The sequence below is a fragment of the Methanomassiliicoccales archaeon genome (assembly GCA_029907465.1).
Taxonomy (GTDB): Archaea; Thermoplasmatota; Thermoplasmata; order Methanomassiliicoccales; family JACIVX01; genus JACIVX01.
This window is the reverse complement of record JARYLV010000007.1, coordinates 1-25,165: the sequence shown is the minus strand read 5'-3', so window position 1 is coordinate 25,165 and position 25,165 is coordinate 1. Positions and strand designations below refer to the sequence as shown.

The window sequence follows — 25,165 nt, the reverse complement described above, 5'->3', positions numbered from 1 at the left end:
CGGTATTACCCATATTTTTTATCTAAATCTAAATTAGGATATCTTTTTTTTAATCCCATTTGTGGATATATTCCTGCAGTAGTAATTGCATCCACGTTCTCGATTATGCGTCTCTCAACAAATTTATACACCGGTCCAACAAAAGGATGGAGATATCGATAATTGATTTTGACCCAATCTAAAGGTACGCCATGAAAAGTGCATATTTTTGGATTATCTGAGGTAATGCGAGTAAAGGGATACATGGTTGGGGGATGATGGGTATGGATTATGTAATATTTTCGAACATTCGCAGATTTTATGCGACGAGGAAGATTTATCAAAAATTTCCACCAATCATCTGTTCCTCTTAACACCGGTATGAATTCTAAATTAGAATGTCTGAAAGTTTGATTTTCCGATAATTTGCATCCAAACAAAACTACTTCCTCAGCTTTATTAAGTAGCTCCTTTAGCAGATTGTGGACATAAGTAATTCCACCTCCACCCCTTAAGTTTGATGGGTCATAATTATATGCGATCGCCACTTTCATTTAAATCACTCCTTTCAAAATTTTACATGGATCATACAGCACTATCACTTTTCCAATTTCATTCTTATCAATATGTCTGTTTGTAGTACCTATGTTATCCAAAACATAAATGTCAAGTGGAAATTTACCAATTGTTGCCCATACTCTCTCTCTCATCGCAAAAAAGCACGCTCTCACACCATTAATTAATCCTGGCTTCCTTACGAGTCTAACATCTAGATCCGAAGTCTCTTTAAATTCACCTCTAGCCAAGCTTCCAAAAACTCCGGCCCAAATGATGCTACGTTCACTTTTGATCCTTTTCTGTAGTCTTTCCAGATATTGATTGAAACGTTCAGGTTCGGTTTTTTTCAAATTCAAATTTTTCATTAAAACAAATATATGACTATTGAATACCCAATTCAAAGTATGTGCCATTGCAAATGATACAAGTATCCCAGGTATCCCGCAATTAAATAGCAAGATTAAACAATAGAATGGTACGAAAAACAGAATATCCAACAGTATTTTAAATACTCTTTCAGTGCGATCCATGTAAAGGATTCCTTGAAACAACCACGATGATATGGTCAATATCGGCACTTTAATAATCGGGGGAAACTCCCTCCCTTTTGCCAACTTTTTATGGAATTCACTGAAACTTATGCCGATTCTTTTCATTCAATAGCCCTCAATAGAGTATTCTGAATTTCCTCAATAGGTAAATTTGCTTCCATCATTGTTATCTTGAATTGTTGAGCCAGCCTCATATATAGATCGATTTTAATTTCTAATGTCTTATCTTCCATAACATCTTCTCTTCTTTCTCTCAATACGTCCTCATCTGTAATTAACATGAATGTCTTCGCATCTTCTGGTATCAATTTTATGAATAGCTTGCCCATTTTTGAATTATAAACACTCTTATCTCCTGTCGAGACTGCCAAATCAATTAAAGTGTCGTGTATGAAACGATCGCAGACCACGGTTTTTTTAAGTAATTTCATTGGGATATAAACCTTCATCATAGTGAAGCTCAAGGTGTCTAGAAATAAAAGACCAGTATACAATTTTGATATCATTTTTGATTTATAAAAATAGTGATAACCTATTATTCTTCCATTTTTTGATGTTTTAACTTCGCTTAAACCCATCAGGCGGGCAAGCGCGAGTACCGGTAGGGAAAAAAAGTGATGAAAACGCATCCATTTGTAATCGCAATCGACCTCTTTTTTTCTTAATTTTTCAACTAATAGTTTTGCTTGTGTTGTTTTCCCCGTGCCGTCAGGTCCAATTATGCAAATTAGTCTAGGCTTCATCTCACCAATTCCCTAATCAATTTGTAAAACTGCTCTGCGGACTCGCCCCATTGTGGGTACCTTTCCATATACTTCCTGCTCTCCTCTCCAAGTTTTAAGCAAAGCTCTCTGTCTTCAAGCAACTTAATGATAGCATTGCATAGTTCTTCTGGATCGTTTGGTTTCACTATTATACCTCTTCCTTCAAGCATTTCCGGTATGCTCGCAACTCTGGTCGATATCACAGGCTTACCAAGCGCCATAGATTCAAGAATGCTTACAGGGACATCAGATACAACTAACTTGAAAGGAAGTGAGATAATGTCTGCTACTGAAATGTATGCTTTCACTTCTTCTGGTGTCAGTACTTCAGAAAGTATTTCTACTGAGTCAGAAATTGCACCTTTTATTGCTATTTCTCTTAGCACTCGCTCTTCCTTCATCAGTTCTTCGTGTTCAAGTCTTGAGAGAATGAGCAGTTTGGATGGTATAGTTTTCCTGACCTTTGCAAATGCCCTCACTAATGTATCAGTTCCTCTAAGCGTCAATGGTGAGGTAAAGTACATTATCAGCGGTAGGTCATCTTGGTTAATTTTCTCTCTTATCTTCTTTACTTTCTCTTCAATTGGAGGTTTTGGAAAACCATCATTCACTCCTGGCCGTATCGTTGTTAGCTTACTCCTTACCCCGATTCTTTCTAATCTTTTTCTGTTCTCATCGCTTAAGGTTACTATGTAGTCATACTGCATGGCACTTTTTCTTATAATAAAACGAGGAATCAGTGCCCCGGCGATATGTATCGCCAAATAATTGATATGTCTGATGAATTCTCCCGCTCCTACCGCCATAACCTCTCTAAGCGAGTAAATAGGACTTGTGAGGATTCCTATAATCGGCTTATTAACTCGCTCTCTCAAGCCATAAAGACTCAAAAAACTGGTTATTCCGAGAAGTGTTATTACAACATCTGGATTCTCTTCATTAATCGCTTCAACAAGTTCTTCTCTTACTCCAAAAGGAGATGATATTTTTTTCACATTACGGATTCTTACACCATCGAGCTCAGTCTCAAATGTGTCTGTTATTACAACCACTTCCAAGCCCTTTTGGGCCAGTCTCTGGCTTATCTCATAAACATACTTCCAAGGTTGTCTTCTAACATTTTCTTTCCTGAAATCAAAACATATGAAACAAACATTCATCTGGCATCCCTCGCAAGGTGATAAGCATTCAGGACATTGTCAGTAACCACGTCCCATGTGTACTTCTCCTCGACAGTTTTCCTTGCATTCCTTCCAAGCTTTATCCTTAGATCTTTATCTTCAAGAAGCATGGATATAGCCTCAGCCATTTTCTGAGCTGATTTGGGAGGAACGAGTAAGCCGTTTTTTCCATTATTCACAACATCTCTGTTACCACAAACGTCTGTTGCCACCACCGGAAGACCGCACGCCATCGCCTCGAGAAGAACAGTTGGCAGTCCCTCATAATGTGATGGCATAACAAAGACAGTCGCATTTTGATAGAGGTGTACCAATTCTTTTTGGTTAATGTGCCCCAAAAGCAGAAATTTGTCGTGCAATCCGTCTTTCTTTGCTTTTTCCCTTAATCTTCCTTCCAGTTCCCCTTTACCTGCCAGCATAAATTTAATATTATACCTCTGACAGACCCGTTTTGCAGCCTCAAAAAGGTCAAACAAACCTTTACCATAGCTTATACGACCTGCGTAGAAAATATAATTTTCATTTTTTTTCTGCTTTGGAGGTGAAAATAGTGTCAGATCTATTCCATTTCCAACAACAATCACGTTATTGTCTGCGTAATAATTCTTTAATTCTTCAGAAACAGATTCGGACACCGTGGTAACTACGTCGGATATATTAATCAATTTCATAATTAGTGGGTAACTGACAATTCTAGTCAGTATTTTTGTTCCAAACGATTTTAAATCCACAACCTCAACTGCACGAGCATTTTCCACCATTGAACCGTGAATCGTACTAACGATCGGAAGTGTGGTTCTTACAATAGGCGATAGCGGCGTGTGTATATGAACTAGATCAAAATTCTTCTCGATTTTTTTAAATAATTTATTAAGGAAGTATCCATGAATCGATATATGAAAAGGATATAAGGGGATAAATGGTGCCTTTAAGACATCTATACCATCCAAACGCATCTTTTCGATTTTCAATTTGCCTCGGGTAATTACAGCAACTTCATGTCCTCTTTCTATTAGTTTTTTTGAGAGATTGTAAACATGATATCCAATCCCCTCCTCGGGAGGAAAGGGGACCGAGATTACCATGCAGATTCTCATTTTTCCAGTCCTCTAATATACTCCTTTAAGAACTCAATCAATCTCATATCCCTTTCCACCGCAGCGGGTTCCAGCTTCTTGACTTCCCTAAGAGCTCTTTCAAGCTCTTCAATGTCGTAAACCGCTATTATTTTTCCTTCTCGAGATAAGGCTTCAGCCAGCTCAATCTGCTGATCGTCTATATGCTCCTCAAACTTTTTCAATCTCGGAACCACGATAACTCTTTTTCCAAGGGATAACGCAGTCAAAAGAGTACCTGCTCCAGCATGAGCCACGATAACGTCCGCCTTTTCATAGTACCCTAGAACATCATCCTCACTCTCTATGAATTTGAACCATTTGGCATTTTTCGGCTCATAATCCGTGGAACCAATTTGCATGACAACCTCTTGATCAATCTTCCCAGCTATCTCATCCATCTTCTTTATGAGCCTCTCGAAACCCTGATTATGGGTACCGACCGTCACAAAGATCATTTCTATATTACCGCCCCTCTGTACAACGCCCTTTTCCCATATATTCTAGCAAGTTCAGGGCACTGAACTAGAAATAAATCAGCAATGTGATAGAGAATCTTTCCAGTGCCAGACTTGGTCTTAACTCTGCACCAGCTTTCAATGAATACAGTTCTTATTCGCAAAAGTTTTGCAAGGATGAAAGCTGGAATCGCTATTTCTGAACCCGTGCTGATTACCAGCCCTGGTCTCTCCTTTACAAATATAATAAGAATCTTAGCAAACGCATGCAACATCTTAAGTGGATTCGTCCCTATGTTTTCCAGGAGATATTTCTTATGTTTCAAAGCTATAGTCCTCGGACTTTGATATGTGATGAAAAACACTTCGTGGCCCTCAAATGCTTCCATGAGAAGAAGCATTTCCGATAAGTGTCCGCCGTGGGAACACACCAGAGCTATTTTCACATCGTTACCCCCACGTTCCATTTGAAAACGCTGTTGGCAAACATATTGACCATTCTTTCTATTCCGTTATGGGCAAGGTGTTCAACGGGTATGGTCTTGCTCAATCTCTGAAATAACCGATTTCCATCGCCCTCCTCTTTTTTCACCACAATTCTCAATCCATCCATCACAGCTAATAACTTCCATTTCGCCCATCCAGATCCCTTTCTCAATGCGTACCCCCAAGTAAGCACCTCGGCCATCACCATGGACGGGAGAAGAATAAAAAGATCTTTTCGAGATAGATACTTTCTCAAAATGAGATATCTGTTTCTCTCCAGGTGATACAGTTTTTCTGGAGAGACATTCAGTTGATAAGCATGTTTAACGATAGATGTTGGCACATAAAGTATTTTAAATCCCCTCAAATGGGCACGCCACGAGAGATCCGAATCCTCGTTATACACAAAGAAATTCTCGTCAAAACCTCCGAGTTCCTCAAAGTGATCTTTTCTCATCGCAAAACAGCACCCCGAAAAACCGCTAACCTCTTCTGGAACATCATATTTCCCCGGATCTTCATTCAGTCCTCGTGTAAATGTCAGCCCTGTGAAGTGGTTGATGTTTCCGCATGTGTTGATGGCTGAGCCATCATAAAGAAGGATTTTCGGCGTCGTTATCGTTTTCTCTGATGTTTCCAGGGGTTTTACCAATTCCTCCAGCCAATTCTTTTCTACCACAGTATCAGGATTCAGCACGACGATATATTTTCCTTCTGCGTACCGCACCCCGAGATTATTGCCAGCACCGTATCCTCTGTTATTGGGAGACAGAATGAGCTTTATTCGTGGCTTTCTTTCGTTCTGGCTCGAAGTGAAATCTTCAATGGGATTTTCGCAGAATTCGCTTCCTCTTTGCATATTCCTAGACGAAAATTCTGAACGGTGGATTGATGGATCCTCGCGTTTGTCGCTTCCAAGATACTCTTCCAAGTCGATAATTTCTAACGTTGAGAAATTTTCTTTCACCAGCTGGGGAGTGCCGTCTGATGAATCATTATCGACGATGATGATTTCCAGCGGATTGTTCTCAATCACGGTTCCCAGACATTTTTCAATGTATCGTGCGTGATTGTGGGTGACTATGATCACACTTGTTTCCCGGGCAACTCCCATCTGCTTCTCATCTCCCTTATTGTTTAACCAAAGCCTCATCAGAAACTTGTTGATTTAGTTTTCATTTCTTTCCTGACACACCCCCATTTTTGAAATACAACGCCACTGGAATGGCATGAATCGATACTTGATTCCTTCCTTTAACAACCATTACCTCTCTTTAATGTCTCTCTGCCAGCATCATTGCGATCGCATTCAATGTCAATGAAGTAATCCCGAGCACCATGCCTATGATGAACAAGAATGCAGCGAGCACCGTCTGGAACAGCCACCCCCATCCAAAAAGCGTGATCTCGATGAGACTGAGGAAACCGAGAATCAATCCTGTTAGAAATATAATAAAACCCGGGACGCCGATGATCAGGAGCGGTCTCTTTTGGCTGACAATTCTCAGAACCCTTGCGAAAACTTCAAGCCCATGGGCGAATGGATTCTTCTTATGCCCCTTCGGCACCTCGTATCTCGAGGTGATCGGGACCTCCTTGATCCTCATGCCCTTCTCTGACAGATAAATGAGCATGTCCGATTCAACCGAATACCCGCGGGAGAAGAAATCGAGGCTCCTGACGGCCGACACGCTCAACGCCCTGAAACCAGACTGCGAATCGCTGATCCTCTGCTTCGTCCCCATATTCGTGACGACATTGAGAATGACCTGCCCCAGGTGTCGATAAGCTGGAATGTCATTATCCGAGTTCATAAACCTCGATCCGATGACGAGATCGGCCTTCCCCTTCAAAACTGGTTCGAGGATTTTAGGAATCTCCTGCGGCGCGTGCTGGCCGTCCGCGTCCAAAAGAACGACCGCCGAAAGGTCTCTCCCTTTTAATTCTTCGAACCCCCGCTTCAGCGCATTCGCCTTCCCCCCATTGACTTCATTCCTGACGACGATCGCCCCTGCCAGCTTCGCGATTTCCGCCGTTGCATCAGAGGATCCATCATCGACGACGATGACCTCGTCAACATATCTTCTCGTTTCAAGAACAACACTCCCGATCGTCAACTCCTCGTTATAAGCTGGAATGAGCGCGACGATCGTTTCACCCAAAATGACTTCCCCCGTGATTATCAAACGTGATAGAGAATGTCATTCATAAATTTTCGCATCTACGATAAATGTCTTTAATAGAAATCTATTGATTGAAATCCCTCAATTGAAAAAGTGAGGGATGATAGGTTTAGCACGGGAATTGCTGGATTCAAGAATCGCCTCCACTTCCTTTCAAAAACAGCAATAAGAGACAAAACGGAGGTGATTGCAAGGCCAACAATGATCTTATTCTATTCAATTCAATACAAGAATTCAAAAAAGGGGACATCAGATCATATCCCCTCATTGTTTCAGCACTCCCTTTAATTTCTTAATAGCGACAATAAAGATCCAAAAAAATAAAAAAGGGGATTTGTAAGAACGATGAAGCGCTCACCCCTTCCCAGCCTGTGCGGCAACCATCTTTATCGCTTCCTCCGCGGTAATGGCCGGCATCGCCTCGTATTCAGAGAAGACCGCCTTTTCCATGACCCACGCAAGCCAGCTCTTGAATGCCGTCGCGGAGTCGCCGTTTGGAATATCGACGATCGATACGCCTTTCCCGCCAGGACAGAGATACCACGCGAGCACCTTCACACCCGCAGGCGGGTAAAGGCCCTTCTGCAGCAAAGTCGCCGCGATTCTTGAGACCTCAGCCGGAGGCACACCTGGATTGAGCTTCCAGAAAGTCACGAATATCGCCACAAGTTTCACCCCCTTTCTCCTATATGCCAAAAAAAGAATCCCAGAAAAAAGCTAGGTCGTCCCCTTTTCAGCAAAATATATTCTCTTTCATCGTTTATAACGATTCTCTTACAGGAGCAGTGATATTTATAATCAAGATGAAGAGCTGAGGGCATCAAGCGATGTGAATTTTTTTCAAAAAAAATTATTCAATTTTTCAGTGAGGGGGAGAGCGAAGAATTCTCATTGTTTTTGAAAATTGATTGAAGGATTTGTAAAGGCTGTGAGGAGGGAGGAAGAGGGTGAAGGCTCAGGCGGCGAGGACTTCCATAACCTTAAAGATGACGGTCAGCGCGAAGACGATTAAAAGTGGCGCGATGACGGAGTTCAGGGAGTCGAGGACCTTTTTCGATTTAAGCGAAGAAGCGGTGATGAGCTCCTTAGAGGCGAGGAAGAGTATGAGGAAGATGGCGATGAGCGCGCCCCCGATGCCGATCGAGATGGCCGTCGTCATCGAGATTGCACTGGACGCTGCGCTCGACACGGCGCTCGTGCTTGAAGAGGTGCTTGTCACGGTCACAATGGTCGAAAGCATGCTTCCCTCACATGTATTCATCCTTTCTGTTAAAAAGATTGTGGTCTCCATATCATCTCTGACGTGTGAAGCAGACGCCAATGACACGGTGAATGATAACGGCCCTGTCAATTCCAGAGATTAAAAAGGATACCATATCCGTCAAATACGGTGAGCACAAACGTGCAATTGACGAAGCACGACTAACATAGTTGGGTCTTTTTAAGATCTGCGATCCTCTCCCGGCCCTCAATCGCAGCCGCAACGGGTCAGGAGGAGTATGCAAGAGGACGCCGTGGCCTCTCGGAACTTATCGCGCCAGTAAAAAAAGGAAGAAAGGGGGGAAACAGTGCCGGGCATTCGATGGGCCGTTATGATCGTTCAAGCCGCGCAATTTGATAGCGGACACTTCGAAAGCAATCTCCCAATCACATGAGCCCCATTCTGATCAACGCCTGCCTCAGCTCCTCGACCTCGTTCTCCCTCAAGGGTTGAGCGGGAGGCCGCATCGGGAGTCCACAAGGTCTTCCGAGGAGCGTGAGGGCGTGCTTGATCGTGTGGAGATACGCCGGTATCCCCTTTTCCATGATCAACCTGTTCATCAACCGGTTGAACCCTTCGAATTTATCGAGGATCGCCATCGCCTTCTTCGCGTCCTTTTCAAGATATGCCGCTTTCCACAGTTCGATCGACTCCTTCGGCGCGATGTTTGAAAGGAGGGAAATCGTACCGGGACATCCTAATAAATAGCAGAGCATCGTGTGCTCCGTCTCAGCGTACGGCAGAATGGCGATCTTGTCCCCGACGCGCCTGAGCAATTCAAGGACATACGCGGAGTTCCCCGTCACGTCCTTGAGCGCTGTGATGTTCGGAACCTCCTTGGCAAAGCGCTCGACGAGGCGGTAGCTGTAAATGACACCGCTTGTCACCCACGGGTTATTGTAAGGCATGATGGCGATATCGACACTATCGGCGACCATCTTGTAGTGCTGGAAAATGCCCTCTTCGACCTCCTTGAAGTAATATGGCGTGACGATCATCACTGCGTCGCACCCTACATCCTCCGCGTACTTTGTCAACTTAATAGTCTCATGCGTTCCGCTGTGCGCCGTCCCAGCGACGACCATCGTCTTCCCGTTCACCTCATCCACAGTCGCAGAAATCACCTTCTTGATCTCCTCCTCACTCATCGAAGAAAACTCGCCCGTGCTACCAGCCGGGATCACTGCCGTCACCCGATTCTCTGCGAGATACCTCACGTGCTCCCTCAAGGCCTCAAGATCCAGTTCATAATTCTTCTTGAAGGCCGTCGGGACCAGCGTCAATACCCCCTTGCACTTCTCTCGAAACTTTTCGGGATCCATTTTCACCCCCGTTAAGTCATCGATCTTAACGTCTTAAAGATTTTATCATTCCCGAGAAAGCAGTTTTGCTTCTCGGCGGAGAAAACACGATTTTGCGCAATAAGATCACATTCGATTATGTTCTTTCGAAATCCACTTTGGGGATTGTTCAAAAGAATGGCAGGAAGCATCACAGGCGTGAGACGAAAAAACATTATGTAAAGTAAGAGGAGGGTGTCTGATCAATCGTTACCCCTTCCATTAATCAATGGAGTTGGGACTGCCATGCATGGCCCTTCTGCAAAGCGCTATCACACTGGCACCCGTCTTAATCAGGTAAACGCAAGGTAACCATGCGGGATCAGCGAGAAGAGGAAGAAGTTGATCGATCCGTGGATGACCGTGACGAGGAAGAGGCTCCTCGTCCGGTAAAACGCGTAACCGAGGATGAGCCCGACGATGAACACGAAGACGAGGTAAGGGATTGAAGAGTAGCCGGAGTGCATCGTCATGAAGACGAAGGAGGCGAGGAAAAGACCGTTATACTTCCCGATTTCCTTCTCAAGCCTTGTCTGGAGTATAAAACGGAAGATGAGCTCTTCGCCAAAGCCGACGAAGAGAAACATGACGACCGCGAGTACGAATAGATTAAAAAGATCGAGCGAGGGGATGAGGCTCTCGGCTTTCAAAACAGAGAACTCGGCGTTCGCCAGGACGAGGCCGATGACGACGCCTGCGCATAAGTACACGGGGTATTTTCTCTTCTGCGACGAGAAGAAGCTGACTGCCCTCGCTATCCTTTCCCTCAATCTGAGGTTCTCTTCCTTCTTTACTACAAAATACGCGGCGAGGATCGCCGCCCCGTAGATGAATGGGAGCCAGTAGATCGTCATTGTGAAGAAGACCGGCATGCCGATATTGAGCATTCTGAGGACGGAGACTAAGGAAAATGACTGGCACAGCGTTGTGCTCTCTTTTAAAAAAAGGGGAAAAAGGACACAGAAGAGGAGGTTGATCCCGTGGACCAGCAGGGTCGTCTCAAATGACTTGATGAAAAAGAATGACTCTGCGACTGTGATAAGGATGATAGGGATCAGAAGGAAGACCTTTCTCCGCATGTGGAGAGGTGATTTTTTTCACCCCTATTAAACAATCCTCCCGACCGATAGGACACAATGGTTGCGACACCTTTTCAAAAACATTTTCATCTAGATGACAAACAATAAATATCGAACGCGGAGTTTCCAGTCAGATGAAGGAAGAACTGAGAAGGCACTGGGATCTCGCGTCAATCGTTCTTTTGACAGGAATTCTTATCCCGATTGTCTACCTCCTGCCAGACAACCCCCTCAGGATTGTCATAGGCCTCCCCTTCATCCTCTTCTTTCCAGGTTATGTACTCATCGCAACCCTTTTCCCTGAGAAGGAGAGCATCGATCTTGTCGAGAGGGTCGCCCTTTCCTTTGGACTGAGTATTGCCATCACACCGCTCATCGGCCTCGGCCTTAACTATACGCCCTTCGGCATCCGGCTCGATCCCATACTCGCGAGCGTCTCTGCCTTCAATATTCTCTTTTCCTTCACCGCTTATTATCGGAGAAAGGGGGCTAAAGAGCCCTTCTTACCAGTGCAGCTCCCAGCGGTCGTACACTACGTCAGAAAGAATCTCAAAGGAGGGACGAAAATTGACCGCGCTCTCAACATCATCCTCGTCATCTCGATCGCAGCAAGTCTGATCGCTCTGGTCTATGTAATCGCTGTGCCGAAGCAGGGGGAGAAGTTCACCGAGTTCTATATATTGGGGCCAGATGGCAAGGCGCACAACTATCCGACGAACTTGACCGTCGGAGAGAACGCAACGATCATCATCGGCATCGCGAATCATGAGTACCGCGAGGTCAACTACGCCGTCGAGATCTGGCTCGTCGACTCGAGCTTCGTCAACAACACAACTGTCGTCAACCACATGTACTTCTTCGATTCCTTCTCTGTCTCACTCGCACACACACCAGTCAACCTCGAGGGTAACTGGACGCCGCAGTGGGAGCTCCGCTACAACTTCTCTCTCGAAATGCCAGGGCAATATAAGATGTGGTTCCTCCTTTTCAAAGATCAACAACCTTTCGAGGGCATCAAATATCAGGACCATGTGGACAGTGGCATGGGGTCAAGGATTGTTGACGCAATCGAAGGCAGGATTCTCTCACTCAACCTTTCGATGAATGTGGAGGAATGATACTTTTGGACGAAGAAATGAAAGGTGATAACAAATTTGATGCATCAAGACAAAACATTTATTCATAAACGCAGTTAAATGTCGCACACATCGGGAGAGGAGATTGGTGAAGATTCCACGGGCTGTCAACCTGATCGCGATCATCATCGGTATTATCATCATTATTGAAGGTCTGGCCCTCCTGAACCTCGCCGCTCCAATGAAGGTTGACGGGATCGGATGGATCAAGGAAACAACGGTTTCCCTGGGCGGGTTGCAGCTCTTCGTCCTCGGCCTCCTCTTCATCGTTTCATTCTGGTTGAGAAAAAGGGACTGGGGGATGGGCAAGAGGCGTGAACTTCTCTCCCTTTTTTTCACAATCCTCCCGTTCCTCATCGCGACGGTCATCGCTGTCGAGGGGATCGTGATCGCATCGATGGCCGGTGCTGTCCAATGGGAAGGGATCGGCGGGATCAGGAAGTTTTGGGTGGGCGCTGCTGGCTGTCAGCTCTTTGTACTCGGTGTTGGCGGCTTGCTGACATCGCGCTTCGCCGACACACCGCTCAGGACAATCGGTCTTACAAGGATCCTCGGGATTATCGTCTCGACGGCACTCGCAGCAGAAGGGCTCTTCGTCATCAGCATAGCCGGCAGGACATCAATCGAGGGGATCGGCGGGATCAGGGAGTCGACGTTCACATACGCTGGAATCCAATTACTCGTCCTCGCCCTCATCCTCCTCTGCGCCTGGTCCCTAAAAGATGGGGCCATCGCGATCAAGGGGCGGAAGATCTCGGGACAGCGGGCTGTCCGCATCCTCTCAGTCGTTATTTCAATCATCATCGCCATCGAGGGAATCATCCTCGCAATAAAATGCGGCAGGATGACGATCGATGGGATCGGCGGCATTCTTGAGAGGACGGTCGTCGCGAGCGGCGCACAGCTCTTCGCCCTCGGCCTCCTTTCCGCTTCGCTCTGGATACTCAGCAAAGAGAACCTGTTGAGGACAAGATTTGCCGAGATTATCTCTATCGTTGCATCGATTGCGATCGCGTCGGAAGGGTTGCTCGTGATGGGGCTTGCTTCACCAGCTAACGTGCAGAGCATCGGGGGGATCACCGCTTCGACTGTCAACACAGCAGGCACGCAACTCCTAGTCCTCGGCATCGTCGCATTGATTGCCTGGCTGGTGAGGAATTTCGCGTCGGACATATTGAGCGAGAGGCCAATCATCGCGAAGATTGCATCATACACAATCATCGTCGTGGTCTTCGTCGTCGCCGTTGAATCCCTCTTCGTCATGAATTTCGCGTCAGTTACGACGATCAGGAGCGTTGGGACACTGATGGCGAATACCATTCTCATCGGCGGCGTGCAGCTCTTCATCCTCGCGATCGTTCAGCCGATTGTCCTTATGATGCCCTTCATCTCAGCTGATGCCAAGACTTTCAAGACGGCTTTCGCAGTCTCTCTCTTCCTCGTGCTCATGGTACCACCAGCTTTGATATTTTAAAGAGGGATTGAGAGCGCTTTTATGAGGAGGGTTGATCAATAACACCTTGTCGAGACTCCTCAAAGACGAAAAGATGTCCTCAATCACGAGTCGATTTAGCAGAGAAGGGGTGAATGCATTCGGATCAGTTCTCTTCAAAGATCTCGCTTGATCAACTCGAGGAGCTTCTTTTCCCTTTCAGCGATGCTGAACTTCTCGATGACCCTCTGGCGCGCTATCGTTCCCTTATCTCTTTATCCACCGTGTCCTCCGACTCGGCATCCCGCCGTACTCGATTTCTGGCACTTTAGCTACTTTGTATCCTCCAATGACGACAATCGTTTTTCTCCACTGACATTTCGAAAGAATGATCGGCAATAACACGTGGAAGTCAGCAAACCAAATGAATACGCCGTCCGCGCAGGTTACCCCTATGATCGTTCGATAAATGTTCCCAAGAAAACTTAGGGGGTTCTTCGCAAAAAATCCGAAATCGATCGCCTTCACCTCGAAGTGCTTCTCGAGAATCATGCGGTCGGTCTCAGTGAAACTCACAGCTTGAGGCCTGATGAATAAGATCCTTTTTTTTTCATACGTCAACCTGGGAAATCGGGAGACATAGATTTTAAAATTGGGATTTCATGAATGAATTAATACCAGTGCTCAACAAAGGGAAAAGATACCAGAGCACGGAACGGAGAAATATTGCTCGCCTTCCAGGCGCATTAAAGAATCTCGCTGCGTTGATCTTTCTCTAAAGACTTGCACCAGTCTGGCGAAATTATGGCGGGTCAACTCATAGACGCTAAAAAATCCATCGTCCGACACATGAATGGGAAGGACTTCTTAATCGTATCTTTTATTTATTTATTCGATCCGGTGTATATTCAGGACAGTTTGGTTGCGCATCTTTATTTGCACGATTCGCAATCAAGGCGGTTGGAATCGTGAACTAACGACGCAAGAGAAGAGATGGATCTAATCTGTAATAAGGGGTAAGCTGGAGGAAAAGATATGAGGGCTATTGATGTGGTGATCCCTGTTCCAAACAAGAATGATGAAACCACAAAAAAATGTTTGCAACATTTGGAGCATACGCAGAAGTATCCTTTTAGACCTATTTTAATAGAGGACAGCACCCCATCGTTCAGCTTTGGGAAATCAATGAACCGAGGGATCTCGGAAGCGGAATCGGATATTGTTATAGGAATGGACTATGATTCATTTCCTTATGTGAATGCATTTAAGGATCTCATCGATTTCACAACGAAATATCCAGATGTCGGATATTTTGGGGTTAAAATAAGGCAGAAATGCAAAATTGGGGCAGCTGATATACTCGGTTGGATATATGGTAATTTTTCACCCACTTTTTTCAAAATGTGTATTTTGAATATTTCTCCTTTTTTATTTTTAAGAAAAATAACTCAAGCGATTGATCAGAGACCTTTCATTGTCGGAGTCAATAAATTCGTACCAGGCATGATCGGCCAGGCTACATCGCTTTTCGCCATTAGAAAAGAGTGTTGGGAAGACATCGGAAGATTTGATGAGCAGTTCCGAACATCCTTTTCTGATGTCGATATTTGCTTTAGAATAATTCTCTCAGATAAATGGAAGATCACCACATGTCCTTTTGTTAAAACATATCATATTGGACATTTTAATAAAAGAAAAGAAGTGATGAAAGATTTTGATGATGTTGGTGACAAGAAAAAATACGACAAGAAATGGCCTCATGAAAAAGTGCTGGAAGTCGTAGAAGCTTCGAAAAAGGGGAAATTTGTGATACCAAACCAGAGTGCCATTAATGGCTAAGGCTACTGCTATAACCATCCCTTTTTTCCGATCTCTAAATTATTTACGACGCTGAGAACGATCACATGTTGAAATACTTGATATCTAAATGAATGACCAAATAATTTATTACCAGTGCGCGTCTGAGACATCGTTATCGTAATCAATTAGGAAATCCTCTTGCGACCATCGCATTTTTACATCCTTGATCGTCCATTGACAGTTTACTTTCGTGAGCAACAGATTCAATCACGCGTGAATCTTCAAGATAAGAATCCAGAATCAGGCAGCACCTGTATCGTATGACTTTGCTTATGGAGAAAAATCAATTATATAGATAAAGTACCTCTACATTTGAACGTCGTCGATGAATACCATCAGATCCTTTGATACCCTTCTCACCCCAGTCATCTTCGCAGAGCTCAAAAAAAAGATCGTAAAGAATCGTGCAATCACATTTTTCCGCTATTCTAGCAGTCTTATCAGTGGAATTCATGCCCATTATGATGGCTTGCTTCGGGTCGAGGTATTTTCCAATAAATCGCAGGCGGTTCTCAAGCGTCCTCGAACTGTTTCAGGATGGGACGATCACTTTAATCAGAAACCATCACGCTTCTCAATGCTCCAATCCATTTTCAACGAGAAAAGATTTGAATCCAGGGAACCTGACGCTCCATTTTTGCAATAAAAGCTTTTTCAATTTTTCCTTCCAGCTCTGTTTGCAATTTTCTTGACGACGCCTTCGACATTCATTTCTTCGACGATCGCGTCGACAGACCTGTAACGCAGGTACAGTGGGCCGAGGACCGCGACGACGACGCCAGCGATATTGTCGAAGACGAGATCGATGACCGTGTCGGAAAGAGAGTACTGCATACCGGCGTTCAACGCTTTGTCGAGGACGAATTCGATGATCTCCCAGAGGACGCCCATTGCGCCAACGAAAATGACGATGAAAAAGGGGAGGAATTTTGGGGGGAGATAGATCGCATCGACGTACTTATCGACAATGACGACACCGATGAACCCGAAGGCGGCGATCATCGATGTCGAGAGGAAGTGCGTCATCTTGTCCCACCACCAGACCGTGTCATATAACTTGACGAGGACGCCGAGGTTGTGGAGGAAGAGCGCGATGAAAATCCAGAGGTTCAGCTCGAACGGCACCGTCAATATCCTCTCCCTCTTTAAAAACCAGGGGATCATCGCCATGCCGAGGCCGAAGAGGGCGGAGAAGGCAGCGTACAGATCGCCGTTGAAGAGGCCGAACAGGAACATCGCGAAAAGCGATCCTTCAAAGAAATGGCCCAGCCACTTCTCAACCTTCGTCCTGTTCACTTCGCATCACCGATCCTACTGATGCCAAAGCGCCGGAGCCGCTCGGTCGGCACGCGCCCCAAGTAAATGGACAAGACGATACCCATGATGAGACCGCCGATGGAGCTGTAGAGGAGGTTCATCATGAGGTAGTCGTTGCTGACAAGTGTGTGAGTACCGAAAATCGCATCGCTGATGAAGTCGCCGATCGCGAAAAAACTGCTCAATGCCATTGTCAACATGACGGTGAAAGCGACCGCGAAGACCCTGTTCATCCTCAAACTTGTATAAGTATGGAGGTCAATGACTGTAACGAAGCCGATGAGGAAAGTCGCCATCACCTGGGAAGCCCTCAGCAGATATTCCTCATAGAACTGGTTCTCGAGTCCGAAGACTCCAGGGATGAAGTAGAGTAAGAAGGGCACGGTGATGAGGGAGAGGAGCTCGAAAGGGAGGATCCTCGCGACGCTCCGGCTCATGATTGCAGGTAAGACAGCGATGCACAGGGCCCAGAAGCCCATGATAATCCAGAATAGATTGAAGGCAAAGATTGCGTACTCTGTCGCGAGAAAAATCGCGATGACCGATGCCCATGATATGGCAATCTGAACACCAAAGCGATGCATCTCCTTCTATTATGCGATCTATTTACTTAAATGATCATGTGCCACTTGCGCACAATTTCAAGAATGTAGTAAATATGCTGTGCTAGGATTCAAAAATTAGTCACCTTTGCCTTTCTCAAAAAACCGCTCAGTGTCAGCACCTGACCACGAGTAGCGGCACGGTCGCTCTCCTTATGACCTCCTCAGAAGTGCTACCGAGCGCCAGCCCCTTCAAAAAACTCTTGCCACTCGCGCCGATGATAATGAGCGAGGCGTCGAATTCCCTCGTTGCCTCGAGAATGTTGTATGCAGGGGTGCCGAAATGGACATGCGTGACGACCTCGAAACCAGCGCTCGACAAGTCCTTCTCGAGCTCCTCGAGTCTCTTTTTGACTTCACCGAAGCGCTTGTCCGAGGAGACGCTGTACTTCGTCGACTCGATGACATGAAAGAGGACGATCTTTTTCAGACCTCGCTTAGCCAGATGATGGAGAACGTCGATGACGGTGTAAGTGCACCTCGAGAAGTCAATTGGGACGAGCGCAGTGCGGAAGAGCATCGTGCACGCTGGCTTGATCTTCTTGCTCCCATCCTTCTCGATGACCTCGAACTTATCGATGAGCATCGGCTTGCCCGTTCTCCTAACGACGCCAAAGGAGGTGCTGCCGACGAAGAACTCCTGCGCCCTCCCCTTGCCGCTCGAGGCCATGACGATGAGCGTCACTTCTTCCTTTTCTGCAAGCGCCAGGATCTCGTCAACCGGGTTCCCATGGACAGTATTGAACATCGCATCGAAACCCCGCTCCTTCAACCTGTTGACGAGCTCCTCTGCCGTCTTCTTCTGGTCCTCGGATAGCCTCCCTTTAGGCGGGAGCACATGCAGGATGATCACCATCTCCGCTCCAAACTGGCGCAGCTCTGCGACACAGTCGAGCATCATGATTGACTGCTGGGAGAAGTCGATGGGAAGGAGGATCTTCTCAAACATGTACACTGACTTAATGTGATGCACGAGACTTAAACATTGTCGCAGGCATGCGAGGCATAATTACCAGCCTCATCTATTCCTTATATTCTTTGAAAACAGGTGGCATACGGTGAACTGCACGATAAGAGAATTTTGTAAAGAGAGGGAGAGGTGCTTCCTCACCGTCCTACTCATTTTAATGATCGGACTCTTCATCCTCCTGATTTTTAACAAGAATTCAATCGCTTGGGACCGCGAGACCTTCTTGCGGATCAACGCGCTCTGGAACCCATCACTAGAAACGGTCTGCAGGATCTTTGCGGAAATGGGCTCGTTCTTTTTCTGGTTCATCGTCATTTTTGTCCTCTGGCTTATCGGAAAAAAGGAGATGGCGCTTTACCTGCTTATCGCGATCCTCATCCATATTGCCGTCGGTGGCACTTTGAAATACGTCGTCGACAGGCCGAGGCCCTTCGAGGTGCTAGACGATGTGCATACGGTTTACCAGCCCACGGACCCTTCGTTCCCTTCGGGCCACACTGAGGGGAGCTTCGCAGCCGCTGCAGTCCTCGGCAGGAGATACTCCAAATTGATCCTTCCCCTCGGCCTCTTTGCCATGGCAGTCGGTTTTGGCAGGATCTACTACGGCGTCCACTGGCCGCTCGACGTCATAGGTGGAGCGGTCATCGGGATTTTCATAGGGTTGATCGCCTCGACGCTCAAGATTGGTTCTCTCAGAGAAGGAATGAAAAAGAGGTGGGAACGTTTCATCTCTGCCTTTTCGTCTGAGAAATGACCAAAAATCGTATTTCCTGGAACCAACGGGCAAAAGATAATGGGGGATGTCACAACATGTCTCCCTCAAAGGTCGATCGAGCACCCCGATGAAACTCGTTTCGACTATGAATTATTGGCATTTGTTAGCATGAGCCAGGAGCTCAATTAGCAAATATTTCAAAAAAATCGAAAATGTCAAAAACCCCCTCGGCATTCCCCCTTCACGGTGGTGTCGATGCCGGTCTTCAAAGCCGCATCGATAGGAGAAGGGGAGTTGACGAGGAATGGTGCTATTGCCCTGACATTCCTCTCGAGCATGCTGTTCGCGACGTCGTACGTAGCGATCAAAGTCGGCGTCGAGAGGAACAACCCCTTCCTCTTCGAGGCTATCGTCATCGGGATAGGCGGCCTCATCGCGATCCTCTACGCATTGATCAGGGGATCCTTTACCCTCCAAGTCTTTAGACGCTGGGAGGTCTGGGCAGCGATGGTCGTCGGTGCAGTCTCAATCTCCCTCGAATTCATCGGGATGACGATGACGAACGCATCGAAAGGGGCGCTGATCATCGGCAGCACCGTTGTCTTCGTAGCTCCGATGTCCGCGCTCCTCCTCGGTGAGCGGATCAACCGTACTGGCATTTTTGGCATCACCGTCGGGATCGTCGGGCTCGTATCCCTGACAACCGGTTGGGACTTGTCTAAACTCCTCGAGGGCGAGTTCCTCGGCGATGCGATGCTCATTGGTTCTGCGGCTTCAGGTGCGCTGATCTGGATTCTGACGAAGAGTGCGATGCGACACCTCAGCCACGATCAGTGGGTCTTCGGGGTCTACTGCGTCTACCCTATACCACTGTTCCTATTATCGGCAGTGACCGTTGACGACTTCACGATCGATCCTGGATCGATACCATTGCTTCTCTATGTTGGCGTCCTCTGCACTTCTATACCCTCGCTGCTATGGGCCAAGGGACTGACAAAAATTAGCGCGACGACTTCGGCGACCATCGTCCTCTCAGAGTCTGTCTTCGGGACGGTCCTTGGATGCCTATTACTCGGCGAGACGCTCGATTTTTCAGGATTGATCGGCGCGACGATGATCTTCGCAGCGATCTACGTCGCTTCGAGAGGCGAGAAAACGACCGAGGAGGTTGAACCAAGAGAGGACTCATTGGATTCAAGGCGGAGGACTGCGAGCCAGCTCAATGTCTAAAAAGTCCTGATATCAATTCTTCTCTTTCGACTATTTGGATCGGAGAATAGTTTATTGAAAAACATAACCCGGTGCGAAGATCAATACCAAATAAGGAATGACCACTGCGAGTCTGGGGCTAGTGAAAACTCTACGAGAGCCAGGCGTTATAGAAAAAACAGAGAAGAAAGAATAAACTCACCGCGACAGTTGATATGACTCGGCCCCGTGAATCATTACAATGCGAGGTCAGTAACTACTTTTTCTTCGTCGCCTTCTTCTTCTTTTCTTCCTTCTTTGCTTCTCCCTTCTTCGATCCACACTTTCCGCAGGTCATTCTTTCCCTCCATATCTGGCTTTGTGATAAAAAATATTACCGACTGATATATATAAAACTTTGTTCACAGACATGATACCTGGGGAACAATTGTATCAAGAGGAGTATTGATTTCTGCCATGAGAATCACGATTAGTAATGCCGCTATTCAATCAGGACCTCATTCCTCACGACGAAAATGTAAGAATATTTTCACAATATTTTAGAATACTGGCATCACGGAAAAACAAGAATCAAAAGTGATAATCACCTGAGATAATTTATATACCCTCCCGAACTTTTTCTCATTTGTGAAAATATGCATGCTCTTGAAACCTCACGCCTGTTGACCGATGAATACTCCGCAAAGATCCTTCTGGCGACGATGACTAAGCCGAGGAGTGCTTTCGAGTTGAGCGAGTCCCTTGGAATCCCGATCGCCGCCTGTTACAGGAAAATCCATTTACTCGAAAAAGCCGGCCTCCTGATCTGCGCAGAGAGGAGATTGACGCAAGCTGGCAAGAGGATCAGCCTTTACCAATCAAAGGTCAGGATCGCACAGATCATCTTCGAAAAGAATAGAATTAGAGCTAGAATTGAAATGAACGACGGCACGACGGAGAACTACAACTACGATTTCGATTTCGCAGCGCTCATGAGAGAATGCGCTCAAGCCGAGCATAGTTGAGAGCACCCTTCACGCAGGTTTTCGTCAGCTAATATTTTCGTTAAACTCCTTTCCCCCCTTTTTTTCAAAGAGGATTCCGTTGACGGATCCATGCACTCACTGAGTGCTGAAGTATTGCACCCAGGTGAAGCGCTTATATTTAGCATATAAGTCCAAATCGTTATCGATGGGAAATTTATGAACTCCATTTGAAAAGATTCTTATCAAAGTAGAAGGATAAGCGGGTGAAATTCGATGCATAGGATTGATTTTAAGAAGATTGTTGAGGGCGCGAAGGACATCATTTACCTGATCGATCAAACTGGAAAGATCCTTTATATTAATCCGGCGACGCGGGAAATCATTGGCTATGAACCAGAGGAACTCATCGGTACTTCGATCTTCGACCTCATGACCCCGGATTCCCGCAGGTTTTCCTACCAACAATTCTCAAGGAGGATAAGGGGGGAGGCCTCTGAACCAAGGTATTTCGTTGACCTAATTTCAAAGGCCGGTGAATTACGGCGATGCGAGATTTATGCCCAGCTCGCTAAGAAAAAAAACGGTGAGTTGCTCGTCCAGGGGATTATCAGGGATATGACTTCATTAGAACTACTCAGAGAAAGACTCGTGCTGAGCAAAAAACGCTTGGAAACGATCATCGAGACGGCTGCTGCGATCATCGTGGAAATGGATCTCCACGGAAGAATTAGTTTGGTCAATCATAGTATAGAGATAATCCTCGGTTATCGCAAGGATGAGGTCATCGAGGCAGATTTCGCAGAAAAATTCGTGCCGCAAGAGGCCCGCGGTGAATTCAAAGAACTCATGACTCGTGTGGTAGAAAACGGGGAGATTGTTAAAAAGACGTGGGAGATTCCTACTAAACACGGGAAGAGAGCAAGTATCCTATGGACCTTCAAAGGTTTCTATGACCAGCAATCAAAAATTGCAGGGATTGTTGCAATAGGCGAGGATATTACCTCGAGGCTCGAAATCGAAAAAAACCTCAGGAAACACAACGAACTGCTCAAGAGATTGAATGATATTAGTGTCGCTGCGACTTCATCGCTCAGTTCAGAGGAAGCATTGAAAGCTTCAATCGAGATCGCTATCAATTTCTTTAATTTTGATCGAGCGGCCGTTTTTTCTTTTACAGAAGAAATGAAACCAAAGAAAATCCTCAGTCTCGGCGATGATGACAGGAGAAAAGTCCCTGATTATGAACAGATAGCTGAGGAGATTGCAGAGGAAATCATCAAGAGCAACAACATCATCTTTGTTTCACCTAGCGAGGGGGGAAAGTTCAGAGAGAAGCTGGAGGACGTCTCCTCTGCCGCGTTCGTCCCGATTAGGGGAAGGAAGCTCAACGGATTCTTTTGCGTCTGTTCGCACGGTCACAAAGAATTCACCCCAGAAGAGAAGAGTTTCTTCGAGTCGCTATCAATCATCATTGGCTATTCCTACGAAAACATCATGTTATATGAAGACTTGCGACGATCGTTGGAAACCCTGAGGCTTTACGGTGACATCATCCTTCACGATATCGTCAATTTTATGATGCCAATAAACGCGTATTGTGAGATCGTCAACAACCTTGTGAAGAAGAAAGATTCTGAGATGGACGATGAAAACCTGCAAAGGTATGCCTCAAAGTTGATGTCCTCAGTCCAGCGTTTAATTGAATTCATCGAAAATGTGAGAGTACTTGCTCGCGCCATAGAGAAGAAGGAAACGGAAATGAAGCCGATAAATCTCCTTGCAGCACTCGACAAGAGCATCGAGATTGCAAAACAGCGGTACAGCGATGCAAACATCACTGTCGAGGGACTTGATGCGAAGTCAGCAAGGGAGACATTCATCGCTGCAGACGACGCCTTGCCACATGTTTTTCTCAACATCATTACAAACGCGTTGAAATACAGCGGCCAGCAGCCTGTTTCGGTTGTATTGACAATTGACCCTCAAAGGAAAGTCGCGAAGGTTGCCTTTGAGGACCAAGGGCCGGGGATTCCAGATGAGTACAAGGAGAGAATATTCGACCGGCGCTTCTCCCTCGACACAGACAAAGCGAAAAAGGGTACTGGCATCGGCCTTGCGATCGTGCAGAGGCTCGTCGAGCGCTACGGAGGGAGAGTGTGGGTTGAGGACAGAATCAAGGGCGATCATACAAAGGGTGCGCGTTTCGTCATCGAGTTGCCGATTGCATAATTTTTGGAGTTAAAATAAATCGCAGGCACCTTGATTTCTGAGAATCACATGACTGTGCAGCACCAATTCGATCATATCTGAGACATCACTCATCATTTTCGAAAAAGGCCTTTAGTCCCTCATGAAGGGAAATTCTCGGCTCGAAGCCGAGGAAATCCCTCGCGAGCGAGATGTCCGCCACGCTGTGCCTGATATCCCCCTCCCTCGACTTTGTACGCACGACTTCCACGTCACCACAGATAGATGCGAGCACATCGGCGAGCTCGTTGATCGAGATACCCCTGCCAGAGCCACAGTTCATGGTAATGTTCCTAACCGGTGAATCAATGGCAAGCTTCACCAAATGCGCGACGTCGAGCGCATGGATGAAGTCTCTCGTCTGCTCGCCATCACCCTCGATAACGATCGGCTCGCCAGCCTTGATCCTCTGAACAAATTTTGTAATAACGCCAGAATAGGGACTTCTTGGGTCCGCCCTCGGTGAATAGAAGTTGAAAGGTCGGATGATAAAATAATCGAGGTCGTGACATTCTCCAAACGACCTCACATATTCCTCCCCTGTCAACTTGCTGATACCATAGGGCGACTTCGGATTCGTTGGGTGCGCCTCGTCGACAGGTAGATACTTGGGGTCACCATAAACGGCAGCGCTCGAAATGTAAACGAACAAACCGACACCCGCAATAATGGAAGACTTAAGTAAATTGAGCGTACCGATGATATTGATCTCGGCGTCTAGCAACGGGTCCTCAATACTCTTTTCAACGCTGACCTGCGCAGCTGCATGGACGACCGCATCGGCCCAGCTACATTCCCGTATCACGCCCTCAGCATCCCTGATGTCCATTAAAGAGACGATATCTGAATGGGCCTCGAGTTTCGGCGACTTGATGTCGATCCCTCGGACATCGTGATCACGAGACAGTTCGTCCAGCAGGTAAGAACCGAGCTGTCCTGCCGCACCTGTTACCAGGACATTCACGTTGTTGTTATAGGCGCTCACGAATATAAAGGTGTCAAGTCACCATTCTGCCCGCGAGGATGGATAGGCGCATCGACGAGTTTTCTCCCCAGATATTGAATACCTCTATCACTGTATGAGCCTCTCAAACTCTCAATCCTTAGCCTTTGCCCTCAAACACCCTCTGCCCCATCAAACTATAGAGTTATACACGTGGTTAGCAATAATCAGACCGCATGACACGAGTTCTCGTCACAGGTGGCGCTGGTTTTATCGGCTCTCATCTATGCGATCGACTTCTTGAGGACGGATACGATGTTATCTGCGTAGACAATCTACTCACTGGAAGAAAGGAGAACATCAGACATTTGATCGGTAGGGAGGGGTTCGAGCTCCTTCACCATGACATACTGGAGCCCTTTGAGGTGAGCGCGGAGATTATTATCAATCTGGCGTCACCAGCTTCACCAGTGCATTACCAGGCGGACCCTGTAAAGACGCTGAAGATCAACACGATTGGCGTCTTCAATTTGATGGAAATTGCGAGAAAAAATAAAGCGATGGTGTTGCAGGCATCCACATCGGAAGTCTACGGCGATCCCAAAGTCCATCCGCAGCACGAATCCTACTGGGGGCATGTGAATCCCATAGGTCGAAGGTCCTGCTACGACGAAGGAAAACGCTGCGCCGAAACGTTGTTCTTCGACTACCATCGCCAGCACAGGCTGAAGATCAAGGTCGCCCGGATCTTCAACACCTACGGCCCGAGGATGCACCCCAATGACGGCCGCGTGGTGTCCAACTTCATTGTCCA

At 46.5% G+C, this 25,165-nt stretch carries 26 protein-coding genes; 9 read left to right on the top strand and 17 right to left on the bottom strand.

The window, feature by feature from the left end:
- Positions 1 to 5: 5 nt before the first annotated feature.
- From QHH00_04190 to QHH00_04145, 10 genes are all read right to left on the bottom strand, one after another.
- Positions 6 to 533, bottom strand: coding sequence for a glycosyltransferase family 4 protein (locus QHH00_04190; protein MDH7508581.1), 528 nt, complete (start codon positions 531 to 533; stop codon positions 6 to 8).
- Complete coding sequence (locus QHH00_04185) at positions 534 to 1,193, bottom strand: nucleotidyltransferase domain-containing protein (GenBank protein MDH7508580.1); 660 nt, start codon at positions 1,191 to 1,193, stop codon at positions 534 to 536. It abuts the gene before it with no gap.
- Positions 1,190 to 1,831: a hypothetical protein gene (locus QHH00_04180; GenBank protein MDH7508579.1), complete on the bottom strand. Its 642-nt coding sequence runs from the start codon at positions 1,829 to 1,831 to the stop codon at positions 1,190 to 1,192. Before QHH00_04180 ends, QHH00_04185 begins: the two co-directional genes overlap by 4 nt.
- Entirely contained in the window at positions 1,828 to 3,012 is a 1,185-nt protein-coding gene (locus QHH00_04175) for a glycosyltransferase family 4 protein (GenBank protein ID MDH7508578.1), read from the bottom strand. Before QHH00_04175 ends, QHH00_04180 begins: the two co-directional genes overlap by 4 nt.
- Entirely contained in the window at positions 3,009 to 4,118 is a 1,110-nt protein-coding gene (locus QHH00_04170) for a glycosyltransferase family 4 protein (protein MDH7508577.1), read from the bottom strand. The genes QHH00_04175 and QHH00_04170 overlap by 4 nt, the downstream gene beginning before the upstream one ends.
- 8 nt (positions 4,119 to 4,126) lie before the next feature.
- Positions 4,127 to 4,606 carry a PssE/Cps14G family polysaccharide biosynthesis glycosyltransferase gene (gene pssE, locus QHH00_04165; GenBank protein ID MDH7508576.1) on the bottom strand — a complete coding sequence of 160 codons (480 nt, stop codon included), beginning with the start codon at positions 4,604 to 4,606 and terminating at the stop codon, positions 4,127 to 4,129.
- Positions 4,607 to 4,608: 2 nt separating this feature from the next.
- Complete coding sequence (pssD, locus tag QHH00_04160; GenBank protein MDH7508575.1) at positions 4,609 to 5,052, bottom strand: PssD/Cps14F family polysaccharide biosynthesis glycosyltransferase; 444 nt, start codon at positions 5,050 to 5,052, stop codon at positions 4,609 to 4,611.
- Positions 5,049 to 6,245, bottom strand: a complete 1,197-nt coding sequence (locus tag QHH00_04155; protein MDH7508574.1) for a glycosyltransferase family 2 protein — start codon at positions 6,243 to 6,245, stop codon at positions 5,049 to 5,051. Before QHH00_04155 ends, pssD begins: the two co-directional genes overlap by 4 nt.
- Positions 6,246 to 6,366: 121 nt before the next feature.
- Positions 6,367 to 7,254, bottom strand: a complete 888-nt coding sequence (locus QHH00_04150; GenBank protein MDH7508573.1) for a glycosyltransferase family 2 protein — start codon at positions 7,252 to 7,254, stop codon at positions 6,367 to 6,369.
- Positions 7,255 to 7,629: 375 nt separating this feature from the next.
- Positions 7,630 to 7,950, bottom strand: coding sequence for a hypothetical protein (locus tag QHH00_04145; protein ID MDH7508572.1), 321 nt, complete (start codon positions 7,948 to 7,950; stop codon positions 7,630 to 7,632).
- A gap of 272 nt (positions 7,951 to 8,222) precedes the next feature.
- On the opposite strand from QHH00_04145, the gene QHH00_04140 reads away from it, so the two are divergent.
- Entirely contained in the window at positions 8,223 to 8,639 is a 417-nt protein-coding gene (locus tag QHH00_04140) for a hypothetical protein (protein MDH7508571.1), read from the top strand.
- Positions 8,640 to 8,922: 283 nt separating this feature from the next.
- On the opposite strand, the gene QHH00_04135 is transcribed toward QHH00_04140, so the two are convergent.
- A complete protein-coding gene (locus QHH00_04135; GenBank protein MDH7508570.1) occupies positions 8,923 to 9,858 on the bottom strand; it encodes a dihydrodipicolinate synthase family protein in 936 nt (311 codons plus the stop codon).
- 311 nt (positions 9,859 to 10,169) lie between these two features.
- A complete protein-coding gene (locus tag QHH00_04130) occupies positions 10,170 to 10,955 on the bottom strand; it encodes a CPBP family intramembrane metalloprotease (GenBank protein MDH7508569.1) in 786 nt (261 codons plus the stop codon).
- A gap of 134 nt (positions 10,956 to 11,089) precedes the next feature.
- Here QHH00_04130 and QHH00_04125 point away from each other — a divergent pair, with 134 nt between their 5' ends.
- A complete protein-coding gene (locus tag QHH00_04125; protein MDH7508568.1) occupies positions 11,090 to 12,073 on the top strand; it encodes a DUF1616 domain-containing protein in 984 nt (327 codons plus the stop codon).
- 106 nt (positions 12,074 to 12,179) lie between these two features.
- Positions 12,180 to 13,565, top strand: a complete 1,386-nt coding sequence (locus QHH00_04120; GenBank protein MDH7508567.1) for a hypothetical protein — start codon at positions 12,180 to 12,182, stop codon at positions 13,563 to 13,565.
- Positions 13,566 to 13,790: 225 nt separating this feature from the next.
- Here the strand turns inward: QHH00_04120 and QHH00_04115 are convergent, their stop codons facing one another.
- Positions 13,791 to 14,144 (bottom strand): hypothetical protein, encoded by a 354-nt coding sequence (locus QHH00_04115; GenBank protein ID MDH7508566.1) that lies wholly within the window; start codon positions 14,142 to 14,144, stop codon positions 13,791 to 13,793.
- 414 nt (positions 14,145 to 14,558) lie between these two features.
- Between QHH00_04115 and QHH00_04110 the strand changes: the two genes are divergently transcribed.
- Complete coding sequence (locus QHH00_04110; GenBank protein MDH7508565.1) at positions 14,559 to 15,362, top strand: hypothetical protein; 804 nt, start codon at positions 14,559 to 14,561, stop codon at positions 15,360 to 15,362.
- Positions 15,363 to 16,037: 675 nt separating this feature from the next.
- Here QHH00_04110 and QHH00_04105 read toward each other — a convergent pair.
- The 3 genes from QHH00_04105 to QHH00_04095 all read right to left on the bottom strand — a co-directional run bounded on the left by QHH00_04105 (position 16,038) and on the right by QHH00_04095 (position 18,251).
- Entirely contained in the window at positions 16,038 to 16,679 is a 642-nt protein-coding gene (locus QHH00_04105; protein ID MDH7508564.1) for a hypothetical protein, read from the bottom strand.
- Positions 16,676 to 17,284 carry a hypothetical protein gene (locus QHH00_04100; protein ID MDH7508563.1) on the bottom strand — a complete coding sequence of 203 codons (609 nt, stop codon included), beginning with the start codon at positions 17,282 to 17,284 and terminating at the stop codon, positions 16,676 to 16,678. The genes QHH00_04105 and QHH00_04100 overlap by 4 nt, the downstream gene beginning before the upstream one ends.
- Before the next feature lie 133 nt (positions 17,285 to 17,417).
- Positions 17,418 to 18,251, bottom strand: coding sequence for a universal stress protein (locus QHH00_04095; GenBank protein MDH7508562.1), 834 nt, complete (start codon positions 18,249 to 18,251; stop codon positions 17,418 to 17,420).
- 109 nt (positions 18,252 to 18,360) lie between these two features.
- Between QHH00_04095 and QHH00_04090 the strand changes: the two genes are divergently transcribed.
- The 4 genes from QHH00_04090 to QHH00_04075 all read left to right on the top strand — a co-directional run bounded on the left by QHH00_04090 (position 18,361) and on the right by QHH00_04075 (position 23,390).
- Positions 18,361 to 19,026 carry a phosphatase PAP2 family protein gene (locus tag QHH00_04090; GenBank protein ID MDH7508561.1) on the top strand — a complete coding sequence of 222 codons (666 nt, stop codon included), beginning with the start codon at positions 18,361 to 18,363 and terminating at the stop codon, positions 19,024 to 19,026.
- A gap of 216 nt (positions 19,027 to 19,242) precedes the next feature.
- Positions 19,243 to 20,217, top strand: coding sequence for a DMT family transporter (locus tag QHH00_04085; GenBank protein MDH7508560.1), 975 nt, complete (start codon positions 19,243 to 19,245; stop codon positions 20,215 to 20,217).
- Between the two features lie 614 nt (positions 20,218 to 20,831).
- Positions 20,832 to 21,200, top strand: a complete 369-nt coding sequence (locus tag QHH00_04080) for a helix-turn-helix domain-containing protein (GenBank protein ID MDH7508559.1) — start codon at positions 20,832 to 20,834, stop codon at positions 21,198 to 21,200.
- A 234-nt stretch (positions 21,201 to 21,434) separates the two neighbouring features.
- Positions 21,435 to 23,390 (top strand): PAS domain S-box protein, encoded by a 1,956-nt coding sequence (locus tag QHH00_04075; protein ID MDH7508558.1) that lies wholly within the window; start codon positions 21,435 to 21,437, stop codon positions 23,388 to 23,390.
- 85 nt (positions 23,391 to 23,475) lie between these two features.
- On the opposite strand, the gene QHH00_04070 is transcribed toward QHH00_04075, so the two are convergent.
- Positions 23,476 to 24,372 carry an NAD-dependent epimerase/dehydratase family protein gene (locus QHH00_04070; GenBank protein ID MDH7508557.1) on the bottom strand — a complete coding sequence of 299 codons (897 nt, stop codon included), beginning with the start codon at positions 24,370 to 24,372 and terminating at the stop codon, positions 23,476 to 23,478.
- 215 nt (positions 24,373 to 24,587) lie between these two features.
- Between QHH00_04070 and QHH00_04065 the strand changes: the two genes are divergently transcribed.
- A partial coding sequence (locus tag QHH00_04065; protein MDH7508556.1) for a GDP-mannose 4,6-dehydratase occupies positions 24,588 to 25,165 on the top strand: 578 nt, incomplete at its 3' end.

Bases quoted from the DNA above. Each gene is read 5' to 3' on its own strand.
- QHH00_04110 (MDH7508565.1), top strand. From the start codon at position 14,559: ATGAGGGCTATTGATGTGGTGATCCCTGTTCCAAACAAGAATGATGAA.
- QHH00_04095 (MDH7508562.1), bottom strand. From the start codon at position 18,251: ATGTTTGAGAAGATCCTCCTTCCCATCGACTTCTCCCAGCAGTCAATC.
- QHH00_04130 (MDH7508569.1), bottom strand. From the start codon at position 10,955: ATGCGGAGAAAGGTCTTCCTTCTGATCCCTATCATCCTTATCACAGTC.
- QHH00_04135 (MDH7508570.1), bottom strand. From the start codon at position 9,858: ATGGATCCCGAAAAGTTTCGAGAGAAGTGCAAGGGGGTATTGACGCTG.
- QHH00_04080 (MDH7508559.1), top strand. From the start codon at position 20,832: ATGCATGCTCTTGAAACCTCACGCCTGTTGACCGATGAATACTCCGCA.
- QHH00_04075 (MDH7508558.1), top strand. From the start codon at position 21,435: ATGCATAGGATTGATTTTAAGAAGATTGTTGAGGGCGCGAAGGACATC.
- QHH00_04155 (MDH7508574.1), bottom strand. From the start codon at position 6,245: ATGAGGCTTTGGTTAAACAATAAGGGAGATGAGAAGCAGATGGGAGTT.
- QHH00_04190 (MDH7508581.1), bottom strand. From the start codon at position 533: ATGAAAGTGGCGATCGCATATAATTATGACCCATCAAACTTAAGGGGT.
- QHH00_04125 (MDH7508568.1), top strand. From the start codon at position 11,090: ATGAAGGAAGAACTGAGAAGGCACTGGGATCTCGCGTCAATCGTTCTT.
- pssE (MDH7508576.1), bottom strand. From the start codon at position 4,606: ATGATCTTTGTGACGGTCGGTACCCATAATCAGGGTTTCGAGAGGCTC.
- QHH00_04180 (MDH7508579.1), bottom strand. From the start codon at position 1,831: ATGAAGCCTAGACTAATTTGCATAATTGGACCTGACGGCACGGGGAAA.
- QHH00_04085 (MDH7508560.1), top strand. From the start codon at position 19,243: ATGCCGGTCTTCAAAGCCGCATCGATAGGAGAAGGGGAGTTGACGAGG.
- QHH00_04100 (MDH7508563.1), bottom strand. From the start codon at position 17,284: ATGCATCGCTTTGGTGTTCAGATTGCCATATCATGGGCATCGGTCATC.
- QHH00_04175 (MDH7508578.1), bottom strand. From the start codon at position 3,012: ATGAATGTTTGTTTCATATGTTTTGATTTCAGGAAAGAAAATGTTAGA.
- QHH00_04185 (MDH7508580.1), bottom strand. From the start codon at position 1,193: ATGAAAAGAATCGGCATAAGTTTCAGTGAATTCCATAAAAAGTTGGCA.
- QHH00_04170 (MDH7508577.1), bottom strand. From the start codon at position 4,118: ATGGTAATCTCGGTCCCCTTTCCTCCCGAGGAGGGGATTGGATATCAT.